Origin of the sequence: Loigolactobacillus iwatensis, from assembly GCF_003950295.1 — a bacterium.
In the GTDB taxonomy this organism is placed as follows: domain Bacteria; phylum Bacillota; class Bacilli; order Lactobacillales; family Lactobacillaceae; genus Loigolactobacillus; species Loigolactobacillus iwatensis.
This window is the reverse complement of record NZ_RHNP01000018.1, coordinates 37,634-51,805: the sequence shown is the minus strand read 5'-3', so window position 1 is coordinate 51,805 and position 14,172 is coordinate 37,634. Positions and strand designations below refer to the sequence as shown.

The window sequence follows — 14,172 nt, the reverse complement described above, 5'->3', positions numbered from 1 at the left end:
TTTGTTGCTAGCGAGTTATAATTCAAATTGAATTGACTTCGCAAATGTTTGCTTCTTCCAACCGGTCCGAAGAACGGTTAAAAAAAGACCCTACACATTTGATTTGTCGAAACTTTGTTCAGTTTTCAAAGGTCTACTCTGTTAAATCATTGTCAGCGACAACTCAGTCAGTATAGCAGATTAAGCGGTTGTTTGTCAAGCAGTAATTTGAATTTTTATTCAATCAATATTCAAGTTTACTTAACGCGACAACTTTTATAGTTTAGCAAGAATCTAATTTGTTGTCAAGAACTTTTCTGTAAATCAGAATTGATTCACAACAGCTATAACAACAGAAATAACTATACCAACAATACATCCCACGGTCAAGCATATCTTACAAATAAATCAGGAAAAAGCTTATGCACGAACAATTATAGTTATACTTAAAATTAGGATTCGGATTTCGATTTTAAATCCAGTATAATAATCGCTAAATATTCATTTATTCATCATTTAAAATAACATTAAGGTCAAACAAATAATAAGCCATCACGGTTAATAATTTGAATCATTCGCTGCGGTACCTGTTTAATGTATCCTGCATCTTCAAAGGCCGTTAATTTTCGTGATATCGTTTCAGGTGTGGTTCCTAAATAAGTGGCCAATTCCTTTTTCTTCATTGGTAGTTTAAACTCATCCGTTTTATCTGCATCTGCCGTATCCAATAAATAAAGCGCCAATCTGGTTTCAATGCTTTCTGTAGTTACCCGTGTTGTTTGTTTTTCTAAAAGTTGAATTCGTTTTGCTAATATATTTAAAATACGTAACGCAATTGTCGGATAGTCTAATAGTAGCTTTTGAAAATCTTGCCGACGAATCTCGCAAACTGTGGCCTCAGTTAAAGTTTCCGCGTAAGATTGGTGGGCCTGATTTTCCTTAAACAAAGCATACTCACCATCAAAATCACCTGGATTCAGTAAACGCAGTAACTGCTCACGGCCATTCGCGGCCAGCTGATAGATTTTAACTTGCCCCGAATCAACAATATAAAGTGTATCGGCTAAATCAGTCGCTTGATATAGAATGGTTCCGCGTGGTTGTTTCATTGGTCGAATCACTGTTGCAATTGTTTTTAAATCAGCATGCGGTAATGCTTCGAAAATTGGTACTAAACTTAAACACGCTGTGTAATCATGGGTTGCATGCATTTTTATCCTCCTTCATTCTTAAAGACCTACTTCACATCATCACAAAATGTTGCTACTGCAAAATAATTCCTAGCACCAATCATGTACCCGCTTCTCTTAAATTTTTAAAAATCTACTTTGTTTAACCACACACTACTGGCCTACTTTACATTAACCACTAGTGTTTAATTATCATTTTACACATTTAATTATCAAAGTGAATTGATTTCAATCAAGTTTCATCACTAAATTTGTCTGGAGGAGTATTTGGAAAACACGCATAAACGGATGTACCAAACACAACCTTAGATATTATACTAATAGCAACATATTGCAATCATCGCAGTTGATGGTACAATATATAGTATTCTAATTTTAGTAGCACACCAATTAATTAAGGAGTTTAGCAATTATGATTGTATTAGCAGGCACTATTGGAGCGGGTAAAACTAGTCTTACTACCCTATTGGCTCAACGTCTCCACACTAAAGCATTTTATGAATCTGTCGATGACAACCCCGTTTTACCATATTTTTATAAGGATCCTAAAAAGTATGCATTTCTACTGCAAATTTACTTTCTAAATAAACGTCTTGCTCAGCTTAAATTGGCAGATCAACAAAGTGAGAGTGTAATGGATCGCTCTATTTTTGAAGATTCACTGCTTTTTCACTTAAACGCAGATCTAGGGCGTGCTACTGAAACAGAGGTTGGTGTCTATGATTCACTGATGAAAAACATGATGCAGGAATTACCGCACACAACTTATAAGAAGAAACCGGACCTACTGATTCACATCAACATTTCTTTCGAAACAATGTTAACGCGGATTCAAAAACGTAATCGTCCTTACGAACAAATTGACCAAGATCCTACCCTCTATAATTACTATCTCAAACTAAATCAGCGCTACAACACCTGGTATGAGGACTATCATGAAAGCCCGAAGATGCAGATTAATGGTGATCGTCTTGATTTTGTTGAAGATGAGTTAGCACGCAAAAAAGTCCTAACGCTCATTGAACAAAAATTAAGTACTTTACCACAGTTAAATCAATTGGACGCCGTTGGTAACCACAATTAAATAACTTAATGCCCGTTTAAATTTTGAAGGATTTCTTCTAGATTTTGAGCGGGTCTTTTTTCGCCAAAAAGTGCACCAATCTAATCAAAACAGTTGGTTTAACGGACTTTTAAAAGATTATTGCTGTTGCAAATCTTTGCCATAATAGTAAAATAAAATTAAACAGGTTATAAATGGGGGTAAGCGGATGTTATTCGAAGAGTTATTTTTAGAAAAAACGGACCTCCAAAAATTCTTAATGTTTCGTGTTCTAAAGACCATCGACGCCAATTCGTTTACGATAAACGATATTAGCACTGCGTTAAATCTATCTTATCAACAAACCTACAATGCTTTTCAAGATTTATTGACGGATATGCGAGTTCTGGATAAAAACATTGATAAAAATGTTGGTCGGCATAAGTTAATGTCCCAGGATTCCTTTCACGTTACACTTGATCGCTATCGCTTATTTTTGTTAAAGCACTCATTGGTGTTTCAATTTGTTGACTATCTAGTTCAACAGGCGAATCCAACAATCGACAATTTTTGTGAGACACAATTTGTCAGTAAATCAACTTTACTGCGTAAAACGGCGGCACTTAAAAAATTCATGAATCGTTATTCATTACGCTTTTCTTACACACATCTAAGAATCATTGGTGATGAACGTAATATTCGCCTACTTCTATTTACTTTTTATTGGATTGGTTTTCACGGTATCGAGTGGCCGATTAATGAATTTTCATTTAAAGATATGTTCCATAGCTACCAAAAAATGGGGCTTGAAAGTGATGATATCATTGTTGAACTGCAAGAAGTTCTGATGTTAGGTATTTGCCGCACCCGTATTGAACATGGCTATTTAATCCATAATGGCTCTGATTTCGACCCACTAACCCACAACAATGCTACTTTTGAAAAATTATCTTTCACTGAAGATGTAATTCCTGGGCTTTCAAAAAATCAGTCATTAAACGAATATAAATTTTTCTTTTTTTCACGATACATCACGATTTCATTTTCTTCAGAATTCAGCGATCAATCGCAGGAATTTTATAAACACTTCGCAACCGAAAACAATACAGTTTGGAAATTCACTCAAAGCTTCATGACCTACTTGATTCAATATTTAGCGCCTGACAAACAGGATAAAATTATAAACGACCGCCAATTGACAACCAACGTCTTACGCTTGGCCATTGCAGCGGAAGTTTTACAAGAAGATCATCCAAAATTGATGGATTTTTATTCCCATGAACATCCCGAATACGAGCAATCCAACCTATACCAGATTATTAAGGATTTTTTCCAAACGATTAAAACAAACCCAGAATTTAAAATTATCTATAGCTGCCATAAGAGCTTGGCACATTACCTCTATTACCTGTTAATCCCTTATCTACGCCAATTTGAGGAAAAACAAATTGTTAAAATCAAACTGCTTATGGAAAATAACGATTTACTGACCCGCGATATGTCGATTTTTTTACGTGATATCAGTATTGTCCAAGTCTTGGACAATCGGGCTAATTTTAACGACGCAGATCTTATTGTAACAACTATTGATGACGTTTCTCATTACCTTGGCTTTAAATTTCCGGCCGGTACGGAAATTGTGCACTGGAATTTAGACGCACAAGACAGCGATTTTTATAGTTTATATACGAAAATCAAACATACTTACCTTAATAAGCTTACTTAGCATTAAAATTAAAAAAGGTTGTTGACAAAATATTTTTTGCCAACAACCTTTTTATTTTTTTATTTAATCATCCCGTATTTTGCTTAAATCAACTTTTTCTAGCGGAATAACGTGTGTTTTATGTCGAATTTTATAATAACCATACAAAATTATAAACAGGGGCACACTCATGTAACTAATGCCAAGTGCTTGCCAATCTAACGTTTTTACAGCGTTTAAATCCTGGCCAACAATAACTAAAACACCTAACACCATTGCCAAAATTGGACCAAACGGAAATAGTTTGGCGTGATATTTTAACTCGCTCAACGAATGGCCTTGAGCAATAAAGGCCTTACGGAAACGATAATGCGAGATGGCGATCCCTAACCAGGCAATAAAGCCGGTTAAACCAGAAGCCGACACAAGAAACATATAGATCCGTGGTCCCCAGATACCGGTCATAAAGGTAAATAGCCCAACAACTGTTGTTAACAACAAAGCCGGAATCGGAACACCATGACTATTAACCCGCCCGAATGCTTTTGGCGCAATGTGCTGTTTTGACATTGCCCATAACATCCGTGTTGATGCGTACATTCCTGAATTTGCGGCCGAAATAACTGACGTTAGAATAACTGCGTTGATTACACTAGCTGCAGATGCTAACCCAACTCGCTGGAAAACTAGCGTAAAGGGACTAATAGCAACATCACTGGCACTTGAACCTAATAAGTCTTTACTTGTATAAGGTAAAATAGCGGCAATCACAAAAATAGCTAAAATATAGAATAATAGGATCCGCCAGAATACTTGTTTAATTGCCTTGGGAATACTTGTCTCTGGTGTTTCTGACTCACCAGCAGTAATCCCAATCAATTCCGTTCCTTGGAAAGAAAATCCGGCTACAACGAAAACACTGAGAATACTAGGGATTCCACCAACAAAAGGTGCCTTACCGATTGAGAAGTTTTTCAGCCCAATCGCTGGCCCATTACCGCCCATAATGCCAAAGATAGTTAAGAAACCAACAATCAAGAACACAATTACCGTGACAACTTTAATAATCGACAGCCAATACTCGGTCTCACCGAAAGTTCGCACGGACAGCGCATTAATCACAAAAATCACTGCCAGAAAAAAAGCGCTAAAAATCCAACCAGGAACGTGCGGCAACCAAAAATGCATGACAATCCCAGTGGTAGAAACGTCAACTGCCAAGGTAATTGCCCAGTTAAACCAATAATTCCACCCCATTGCAAAGCCTAGCGCTGGGTCAACAAAGCGCCCAGCATAAGTGGCAAACGAACCGGAAACTGGAATGTAAGTTGCCATCTCCCCTAAACTCGTCATTAAAAAGTAAACCATTAACCCAATGCCAATATAGGCAACTAAGGCACCACCTGGTCCAGCGGTAGAAATAGCTGACCCTGAGGCAACAAAAAGCCCAGTTCCAATACTACCACCTAAAGCAATCATCGATAGGTGTCGCGTCTTTAGCTCACGCTTAACCCCACCATTATTCTCCTGCGCCATCTAAAAAATCCTCCTCTGCCTAACCTAACCACACCAAAACCAATACCCTTTAAACTACTGGCCAAGTGTCACTAGCTAGACTTTAAATTTTTAGAGGTCGCTTTCTCCTGTTGCGTCATTCATTCTTACCCACACTTTAGAACAAATAAAAAACGCCCTTTTTGCCCAAGCTACTACAACGGCAAAAAAGACGATTAGTCTTCACAGTCAGTCGATAGCGCTCCGTAACTATTGTTACGACAGTTCTTGGCCTTTTAAACCAAGTCCCAACCACAACTTGAAAAAGCAAGTTATGACTTCGGCGGATCACCCTTTTACAAACCTTCACCAGCGCTTTTCGCTTCCAGTTTGTGACTCTTGATCTCCGCAACCTCAATCTTATATTGTTTTATTATAGCTAACTTCTACGCTAGAAACAAGTTCATTTATTTTTCTGCCTTATTAATTGACGTACTCATTCCGGCGTAATTAAAATCTTCCTTCAAGAAAGCTGGATCTTCTAACGGGAAATGTTGCTGCAATGATGCAAAGGGCTGAATCGAAACGTCCCCTTCGGCCAAAGTGTAATCAAGCACGTGGCCGCCAATAGAATGATCATTGCTCAAAAAATGGACGTGGTAACCGGCAACAGCAACCCCCTGAAATAATTCTGGTGCGTAATAACCAATTAACGTTCCCTTAACGTTTTCTTGCTTAAATTTTGGCTGCGTTTTCGTCGATTCAGTTAAATTAGGGTACGGCTTTTCCTGTTTTTGAACAACTCGGGTCAACATGTGACTGAATGTGCCTTGGATTTTAACCGCGTAAAAAACGTTTTTGTAAGGATAATCCGTTAATAACTTTTGTTCAACATCAGCCTTGGTTAGCCCAGTTTCGTGAGTTGTTGCCTTGGGATTATCAAAGTGGACCGTTGCAAAAGGAACCGATTGTTCGGCCGTCAACTCATGTACCTCACCTGTTTCAACAACTTGATAGGCGCGGCCGTCCAAAACAACCATTTCACCATTAAAATCTTGGACGGTTCCAATGCCGGAATCTCCGTGTTGCAACAATTCACCGATAGTCATTGTCCCTTCAAATAGACCGGGAACTAATAAACTCAACGTGCCGTGTTGGTACAATACTGATTTATCTATTACTGCCATTTTTTTGCTCCTTTGATTAAATCTTAATAGAACTGATCAGGTAAAATCGTCTCACCCAAATTTTTATTATCACTGTAATCAATTGGAATATCAACAATCACAGGCCCTTCAGTTGCAAATGCCTGATCCAAGACTTGATTCAGGTCACTGGATTGGTTAACCCGTAACCCAGTTGCACCAAAGCTTTCAGCATATTTCACAAAATCAACTTTACCAAAGTCAACCCCGGCGGACTCGCCGTACTTCATTTCCTCTTGGAATTTAACCATATCATAATGGCCATCATCCCAAATCAGTTGAACAATATTCAAATTAAGTCGTACGGCCGTTTCCAATTCTTCACCAGAAAATAAGAAACCACCGTCACCGGAAACTGAAATAATCTGAGTATTTGGCCGCAACAACGCAGCAGAAATCGCCCAGGGTAAAGCCACTCCCAGCGTTTGCATTCCGTTACTGAATAACAAATGACGTGGTTCATAACTGCGAAAATGGCGGGCCATCCAAATATAGTGACTTCCCACATCAACTGTGACCGTCATTGAATCATCAACCCGTTTCTGTAAGGCTGAAATAACTGCCAACGGATGGATTAATTTTGTTTCTGGTGTCACAACTGGCGGTAAATCACGTTGTTCTAATTTTGTGTGTAATTGCGCCAAGTAATGTTGCGAAGTTTCTTTAATCTTGAGCCCCTTCAAATAGGGTAACAGGAATTCCAACGTCTGGGCAATATCACCAACAAGCTCCTGCTCAGGTTGATAGTTGTGGTCAATTTGTGCCTTCATATCATCAATAACGATAATTCGGGCGTCACTTTCGGCATTCCAATTTCGCGGCTCATACTCGATTGGATCGTAGCCCACCGCAATGACTAAATCGCTGTGTTTCAACAACATATCACCAGGTTGATTACGGAATAACCCTACCCGACCAAAGAAATTTTTCTCTAAATCATGCGAAATAATCCCCGCTGCCTGGAAGGTTTCAACAACTGGTAAATCTGAAACTTCTAAAATATTTCGGATTGCTTGGGTTACTTCTTCCGAGGAGGCACGCATACCAACTAACAAAACCGGTAGCTGAGCCTCTTTGATTTCCCGAGCTAAAACAGTGATATTAGCCGGGCTGGCCGGGCCTAACTTTGGATCCTGCAATGGCATGATTGCGGAACTTTTAACCTCAGAATCAACTACATCTTGCGGCACACTAATAAAACTAGCGCCTTGCTTAGCCGAAGTTGCTTCTCGATAGGCATTGGCCAAAACTTCAGAAACGTTCTCTGGTTCCTGAACCTCAGCACTATATTTAGTAATTGGTGCCATCATAGCGGCGTTGGCCATACTTTGGTGTGTCAGGCGCAGTAAATCGGTTCGCTGAACTTGCCCCGAAATGGCCAATACTGGATCACCTTCAGCAGTTGCCGTTACTAGCCCAGTGGCCAAATTACTTACCCCAGGACCAGACGTTGTTGCGACTACACCAGGTTTGCCAGTAATCCGGCCAATTCCTGCGGCCATAAAAGCGGCATCCTGTTCGTGCCGGGTAACAATTAATTGTGGCGTTTTCGGGTTTTTACTATGACTCAAGCGATCAAATAAACGGTCGATCTTAGCCCCCGGAATCCCAAATACGTACTTAACATCATGATTAATTAGGCTTTCTAAAATAATATCCGCACCATATCGTTTTTCTGTCAAAAAGTCTCCTCCTCGGTTCTTTAAGGTCTATTATATTTTGATCCAAGTTTTATCAAACGTATCTAACTCTAATGTGTACCAAAAACCGTTTTTTATCATAGCATATCTAACCGCAAAAAGCTTGTGCAATTTATTTTGTGAATTCAATTTCAATCTTGCTAAATCACTCTTTATATGCTTGGCTTCTTTTCACAAACTGTAAAATTACACCACATGTGTGCAGCATTTAATTTGGGAGTCCTTTTAAGCACGGTTTTATGCCGAATCTTCTTTTACCTGACAAAGATTCATCTAAAAAAGCTGAGGCCACTGGGCTTCAGCTTTAATTTGGATTTTAATGAAGATTATGCAGTAATCGTTGAATCAATAGTTCACGCTTTTCATCAGTCTCATTCCAATTAATCAACGGAATTTCAGATTCACCTAAAGTCTCGCTAATCAGTTGGTAAACACTCTGTTTTTTTAATGAATCTTCCCACAGCGAATCCGCACGGCTAAAAACTGAATTAACCACCGATGTTCCCTGCCTTGCGACTGGTTGAAAATCTTTAAAAACAATATCAATTAGGCCTGAATCAGGATAAGTATGAATATCCCCTTCAGTCGCTTGGACAACGTCATAAAGACTAATATTCTTGGCAGGCCGAGCAATTGTAAAACCACCATTATTCCCTGAAACCGACTTCACTAACCCTGCTACCACTAATTTGCGCATAATTTTACGTAAATACGTTTGGGAGCCGTTTAACCGATGATGAATAACTTCTGATGAGATCGGAAAGTCTGGGTCTTGCGTTGCTAATAATGTAATAATACAAGCCGCCTGTTCGAAGCCTCGCGTCAATTGCATGACTGATACACCTTTTTTCTACAAAATTAGAGTGTGTCCTAAAAGGGCGTTCGAATTTTCCCCATAATTAAGAAATCGCATCTGAACGCTTTTTCGGACACTCCCTAGATTGCCACTCAAAGTTATCATAGCATATTCATCATCAACTTTGCCAACATATCAAAAAAGAACGCTTGTAAAAGGTTGCTAGACCCATTACAACACGTTCCTCCTGCCAAGGGTGTTTCTCAATTGTACTGCAATCTAAACTAACTGCCAAGCCAACTGCCTATTCGAGTTTCAACTTAAAACTGGCTAGGCCTTGCTTTTTATCTTGAATATCAAACGTAAAACCAAACTTACTCAATAGGTAAATAACCTTTTTTAAACCCTCACCATCAAAGGAACTGACATTACCCTCAATTTCAGTAACGTTTATTTTGCGTGCAATTTTAAGTAAATTAATAATTGCTAATTGTGCCATCCCGTGATTTTGAAAATCGTAAAAAGCAAGTTGACTCTCGGAACCAAGCGTCTCTAAAACGGTCATGTGAATCTCATTGTCCCACGCGCTATATTCAAAAAGTAACTCACTTTGATAATCTGTTTTAGAGTGGCCGTACTTATCAACATTTGCGTACGGGGTATACACAAATACCGAACAGCTCCGTTCATTAAATCGTTCACGATTTAGATTCGTGTAAACAATATATGGCGTAATTTTCTTCGGTTGTGCATCAATTCTATCTTGTTTTTCAAGTATCGTTAAATCAGCATCAGCTTCAATTGCGGTTAAGCGTTCAGTGTAAGCCTTTTTTATTGCATTTTCACGCTCTTTTTGCTCATCCATCATAGTTCCCCCTATCCATAATCAAATTTATTATACCATAACCAACTACGTCTTTAATGGATAATCATTATGGGAGAGAGATTTTCATACTGTTTTCATCAAAGCCCCATTAGAATTACTTCAAAACTAAGAATTCTCTAATTTGGCCTGTTGGGAGCGGTAATCAGTCACCGTTAATTTATAATAACATTCCGTTACCGGTGCATCATCGGCAAATAACTTTGGTCGTTCTAATTCATATTCAAAATGAAAACCTGTTTTTTCAATTACACGTTTTGACTGGCGGTTACTTGCAAAATGACCCACCCAAATTGTCATTAAATGTAAGTGATTAAACCCAAAAGCAAGTATACCCATGATGGCTTCCGGCATTATGCCCTGCCCCCAATAGTCTTCATCCAAAACAAAGCCTAACTCACGCTCACTATCCTCAGGTGTTGAACCTGACGGTGCTCTGCGGTGTAGGCCAATACTACCGATTACATGGTGCGTTTCCTTTAATTCAAGTGCAAAAACCTCGTCACTACGAATAAATAACGTTAAAATTGCCTGACTTTCACCAAGCCCACTATGTGGTTGCCAGCCAGCCATTTTACCTAGTTTGGGATTCTGTGCAAAATGATGTAAATCATCCAGATCGTTTTCTGCAAACGAGCGAAGAATCAATCGTTTCGTTTCTAAACGTGCCACTCTGCTAACCTCTTTCTTATTTTTAGTTTAAATTCATTATTTTGCGCTGTAAAATCAATTTAATCATTATAAACTTACTTGTGGGAGATGATCTTATGAAAACTCTAACTTTACCCTTACCTCAGATAGGTGAACGAGTGGCCAGTGCGTATTTACGCGGGTACGTGCGTGAGCTAGATCCAAAAATAACCCAACCGGCGTACCCAGCCTTGATAATCGTTCCTGGCGGTTCGTATACCCATATTCCTGAAGAACAGGCAGAAACTATGGCGCTAACATTTGCTGCCCGCGGCCTACAAGTCTTTTATTTACGGTACCACTTTATAAAAGATGTCGCACCAAAACCACTATTACCTCAACCAATTATTGATTTAGGGGCCGCCGTCTTGACCTTACGCCAGCACGCTAGCGAGTTTCGGATCAATCCTACACAAATTATTGCCGCCGGTTTCTCTGTAGGTGGCCACATTGTCAGCCTTTACGCTGATTATTGGCAATCAAAGTGGTTAACGCAAACACTCAATGCCCAACCAGAACAACTCAAATTAGCGGCGGCCATTCTTAGTTATCCGGTTATTCGTTTAGATACAGGCTTTCCGACCAGTCAAGAACAGTTGGCCAAAATAACTGATCAGCCGACAAAGTTTGCGGCCGATGAAGCAGTTACTACCGCTAACCCCGCGACTTTTATCTGGCACACGATGGATGACCCAATGGTACCCGCAAGTAATAGTCTGCGTTATTTAGCTGCACTTTATCAACAAAAGGTTCCCGTTGAGGCCCACTTTTTCCATCATGGTCCCCACGGTTTAGCACTTGCTAATCGGCAAACGGCCTGGAAGACAGACGCTAATCAACCACACGTCGCACATTGGGTTGACTTAACGATTGAATGGTTAAATGAAACCTTAGCCTTAAACCTTTCCTAAAATTGCAGGCCCACTTAATGACTTAAAGGCACATTAATTTCGATCACTAAATGGTCTAGCTAACTGACCGCAACTAATCATTATAAATTCTTTACAAAATAGACTACTAATCATAGTTCAAGCCCTTTTTAAATGAAATGGTATAGCCTGATTACGTTATCTAGGATGCTAATTACTTGTCAAATTCTCATTTTACGGTATACTTAATACAGTGTTAAAGGTTACTTTCGTATTTCCGCCACGATTTAGAAAGAGGGAAACGACCATGGCAGTACGCAACTATTTTCAACTCAGACCAGCATTTAATGATGATGCTTCTGACTTTGTTCTCCATTTTATTGATATCCCACGACCAGATCTAAAGGCTTTTCCACGTGTCACTAAATTAGGTGACTGGATGGCTTACGGTGACACTGATTACCGTTTCTGGAGTCACATTAGTAAGGCTGATTTTACAGCAGTTATTGCTAAGGAGACCGGAATTGATCCGAGTCATTTCGAAGTTGTCGATGATCAAGACTACAAAGATTATGCTTATTTTTAATTAAAATTCATTAACCACTTTAGCGTGGAACAAAAGTTCGCTTTGGGTTTACTACATAACTACAGCTAGCCCAGGCTTTTGGCACACATTTTGAAGTAATGCACGGAAATAGTAGGGGTTGACGCAAAAGCGTCAACCCTTTTTGTATCTTCCAATATTATAGTCGCGAAAATTATACCTAACCTTTTTGAGTTGTCGTTGCAGCATTAATCGCATCAAGAAATTGTTGCCCGTACTTGTCTAGCTTATTTTGGCCAATCCCCTTGACCTCCAGCATTTCGGTTAAATTAGTTGGTAACTCGCCTGCCAAAGCGTGAAGCGTCTTATCCGAAAAAATAACAAACGGGGGAACTTGCTGTTTTTCAGCCAACTCACGCCGTAACTGACGTAATTTTTGAAATAATTCATCATCTTCGGGTAAGGATTGCTGTGCTTTCACTGCCGTTTTACGCAACACCTGCTGCTTTCCACGTAAGACTTGCTCCCCCGCCGCCGTCACCTGAACTAGCGGAAATTTTCCACCACTAACGCGTAAAAAGCCGGACGCCGTTAAAAAATCAATTAACCCAATCACATTTTTCTGTGACTGCCGTTTTAATAGTCCATAAGTAGATAGCTCTTGAAAATGTTGCTGCCGAACGCGCAACGTATTGGCACCCGTTAAAACCTGCGCAATTACGGCTTTACCGAAACGCTCGTGCATTCGAATCACGCAAGATAATACCTTTTGTGCATCAACAGTAATATCTTGTTCTTCTCGTTGATCTAGGCAATTACTGCAACGCCCGCACGGCTCACCAGGTTCGTCCCCAAAATAACGCAAAATAAATTGTTGCAAACACGTCTGTGTATTGGCGTACTGCGCCATTTCTTGTAGCTTGCGGTACTCCTTTTGTTTATGTTCATCGTCCATTTCTGACTGATCAATGAAAAAATGTTGAATTTGTGTGTCCTGTGCTCTAAAGATTAGAATGGCCTCACTAGGCAGACCATCCCGCCCGGCCCGACCAGCCTCTTGATAATAAGCCTCTAAACTTCCTGGCACCTGGGCGTGAATCACAAAGCGAACATTACTTTTATCAATCCCCATACCAAAAGCATTGGTTGCTACCATCACTTGAACCCGATCGTACAAAAAATCCTCTTGGTTCTGGCGCCGCTCTTGCTCTGACAGACCTCCATGATACTGCGTTGCCTTAATTTTGCGCTGTTGCAGTAAGTGAGTCAGGCGTTGCACTTCTTTACGTGTACTCGCGTAAATAATGCCAGACTGATCATGATTCAATTTTAAGTAATCTAGCAAAAAACGATCACGATCTTGGTTCTTAATTACCTGAAAAGCCAAATTATCCCGGGCAAACCCAGTTCGAATAACATTTTCGGTCGGAATTTCTAAGCGCTGGCAAATATCGTCTGCAACTTGGACGGTGGCGGTAGCCGTCAAGGCTATAATTGGTGGCTGACTTGGTAGTTGTGCCAAACTTGTCGTTAAATTTAAATAACTAGGCCGAAAATCGTGACCCCACTGCGAAATACAGTGAGCCTCATCAACTGCAATTAATGAAATATTAAGTCGACCAAGTTCGGCCAAAAAAGAACTGGAATCCAAGCGCTCTGGTGCTAAGTAGAGCAGCTTAACCTCACCACTAGCCGCCAGGCGCAAATGCTCATTAATTTCAGCATAATCCAAAGTACTATTAATAAAGGTCGCTGGAATATCATTTTCATGTAAGGCATCCACTTGGTCCTTCATTAGCGAAATCAGTGGCGAGATTACTAAAGTGATACCCGGCAACAATAACGCTGGTATTTGGTAACAAAGGGATTTACCACCACCAGTTGGCATTAACGCTAAGCTATTTTCACCAGCAAGTACTTTATCAATTGCTGTCTTTTGCCCGCGGCGAAAATGATCATAACCAAATTTTGTTTTTAAAAGAGTCGTTGCTGTTAGTTGCATATTTCGCTCACTTTCCGTTTTTACTGATCCCTCTATTTTAAGCGGCAACCATTTAAGTTTCAACTGCCAATGA

12 protein-coding genes and 1 riboswitch are annotated in these 14,172 nt (G+C 39.7%); of the genes, 4 read left to right on the top strand and 8 right to left on the bottom strand.

Translation table 11 applies throughout. The features are described 5' to 3' along the window. Positions 1 to 512: 512 nt before the first annotated feature. Complete coding sequence (locus EKM98_RS06265) at positions 513 to 1,190, bottom strand: Crp/Fnr family transcriptional regulator (protein ID WP_125981344.1); 678 nt, start codon at positions 1,188 to 1,190, stop codon at positions 513 to 515. A gap of 391 nt (positions 1,191 to 1,581) precedes the next feature. Between EKM98_RS06265 and EKM98_RS06260 the strand changes: the two genes are divergently transcribed. Together EKM98_RS06260 and EKM98_RS06255 are read left to right on the top strand one after the other, a co-directional pair. Beyond that, positions 1,582 to 2,253, top strand: coding sequence for a deoxynucleoside kinase (locus EKM98_RS06260; protein WP_125981342.1), 672 nt, complete (start codon positions 1,582 to 1,584; stop codon positions 2,251 to 2,253). Positions 2,254 to 2,440: 187 nt separating this feature from the next. Continuing rightward, positions 2,441 to 3,937 (top strand): helix-turn-helix domain-containing protein, encoded by a 1,497-nt coding sequence (locus tag EKM98_RS06255; protein WP_125981341.1) that lies wholly within the window; start codon positions 2,441 to 2,443, stop codon positions 3,935 to 3,937. A 63-nt stretch (positions 3,938 to 4,000) separates the two neighbouring features. Here EKM98_RS06255 and EKM98_RS06250 read toward each other — a convergent pair whose 3' ends face one another. The 6 genes from EKM98_RS06250 to EKM98_RS06225 form a co-directional block, all read right to left on the bottom strand. After that, positions 4,001 to 5,452, bottom strand: coding sequence for an amino acid permease (locus tag EKM98_RS06250; protein WP_125981339.1), 1,452 nt, complete (start codon positions 5,450 to 5,452; stop codon positions 4,001 to 4,003). Positions 5,453 to 5,659: 207 nt separating this feature from the next. Further along, positions 5,660 to 5,836: riboswitch (Lysine riboswitch) on the bottom strand. Between the two features lie 41 nt (positions 5,837 to 5,877). Beyond that, positions 5,878 to 6,597, bottom strand: coding sequence for an acetolactate decarboxylase (gene budA, locus EKM98_RS06245; RefSeq protein ID WP_125981337.1), 720 nt, complete (start codon positions 6,595 to 6,597; stop codon positions 5,878 to 5,880). 23 nt (positions 6,598 to 6,620) lie between these two features. Then, the gene (gene alsS / locus EKM98_RS06240) at positions 6,621 to 8,297 is read right to left on the bottom strand and encodes an acetolactate synthase AlsS (RefSeq protein WP_125981335.1); all 1,677 of its coding nucleotides are present in this window, start codon (positions 8,295 to 8,297) and stop codon (positions 6,621 to 6,623) included. A gap of 334 nt (positions 8,298 to 8,631) precedes the next feature. Then, positions 8,632 to 9,147: an Rrf2 family transcriptional regulator gene (locus EKM98_RS06235; protein WP_068281127.1), complete on the bottom strand. Its 516-nt coding sequence runs from the start codon at positions 9,145 to 9,147 to the stop codon at positions 8,632 to 8,634. Between the two features lie 268 nt (positions 9,148 to 9,415). Continuing rightward, a complete protein-coding gene (locus EKM98_RS06230) occupies positions 9,416 to 9,979 on the bottom strand; it encodes a hypothetical protein (RefSeq protein WP_225418535.1) in 564 nt (187 codons plus the stop codon). Positions 9,980 to 10,102: 123 nt separating this feature from the next. Further along, entirely contained in the window at positions 10,103 to 10,666 is a 564-nt protein-coding gene (locus EKM98_RS06225; RefSeq protein ID WP_125981332.1) for a GNAT family N-acetyltransferase, read from the bottom strand. Positions 10,667 to 10,761: 95 nt separating this feature from the next. Between EKM98_RS06225 and EKM98_RS06220 the strand changes: the two genes are divergently transcribed. Then, the gene (locus EKM98_RS06220; RefSeq protein WP_125981330.1) at positions 10,762 to 11,595 is read left to right on the top strand and encodes an alpha/beta hydrolase; all 834 of its coding nucleotides are present in this window, start codon (positions 10,762 to 10,764) and stop codon (positions 11,593 to 11,595) included. Positions 11,596 to 11,860: 265 nt separating this feature from the next. Then, positions 11,861 to 12,139: a hypothetical protein gene (locus EKM98_RS06215; protein ID WP_125981328.1), complete on the top strand. Its 279-nt coding sequence runs from the start codon at positions 11,861 to 11,863 to the stop codon at positions 12,137 to 12,139. Between the two features lie 178 nt (positions 12,140 to 12,317). Here the strand turns inward: EKM98_RS06215 and recQ are convergent, their stop codons facing one another. Next, positions 12,318 to 14,099 carry a DNA helicase RecQ gene (recQ, locus tag EKM98_RS06210; RefSeq protein WP_125981326.1) on the bottom strand — a complete coding sequence of 594 codons (1,782 nt, stop codon included), beginning with the start codon at positions 14,097 to 14,099 and terminating at the stop codon, positions 12,318 to 12,320. Between the last annotated feature and the right edge of the window lie 73 nt (positions 14,100 to 14,172).

Excerpts from the sequence above, each read along its gene's own strand:
- EKM98_RS06265 (WP_125981344.1), bottom strand. The coding sequence starts at position 1,190 with ATGCATGCAACCCATGATTACACAGCGTGTTTAAGTTTAGTACCAATT.
- EKM98_RS06260 (WP_125981342.1), top strand. The coding sequence starts at position 1,582 with ATGATTGTATTAGCAGGCACTATTGGAGCGGGTAAAACTAGTCTTACT.
- EKM98_RS06255 (WP_125981341.1), top strand. The coding sequence starts at position 2,441 with ATGTTATTCGAAGAGTTATTTTTAGAAAAAACGGACCTCCAAAAATTC.
- EKM98_RS06250 (WP_125981339.1), bottom strand. The coding sequence starts at position 5,452 with ATGGCGCAGGAGAATAATGGTGGGGTTAAGCGTGAGCTAAAGACGCGA.
- budA (WP_125981337.1), bottom strand. The coding sequence starts at position 6,597 with ATGGCAGTAATAGATAAATCAGTATTGTACCAACACGGCACGTTGAGT.
- EKM98_RS06235 (WP_068281127.1), bottom strand. The coding sequence starts at position 9,147 with ATGCAATTGACGCGAGGCTTCGAACAGGCGGCTTGTATTATTACATTA.
- EKM98_RS06230 (WP_225418535.1), bottom strand. The coding sequence starts at position 9,979 with ATGATGGATGAGCAAAAAGAGCGTGAAAATGCAATAAAAAAGGCTTAC.
- EKM98_RS06220 (WP_125981330.1), top strand. The coding sequence starts at position 10,762 with ATGAAAACTCTAACTTTACCCTTACCTCAGATAGGTGAACGAGTGGCC.
- EKM98_RS06215 (WP_125981328.1), top strand. The coding sequence starts at position 11,861 with ATGGCAGTACGCAACTATTTTCAACTCAGACCAGCATTTAATGATGAT.
- recQ (WP_125981326.1), bottom strand. The coding sequence starts at position 14,099 with ATGCAACTAACAGCAACGACTCTTTTAAAAACAAAATTTGGTTATGAT.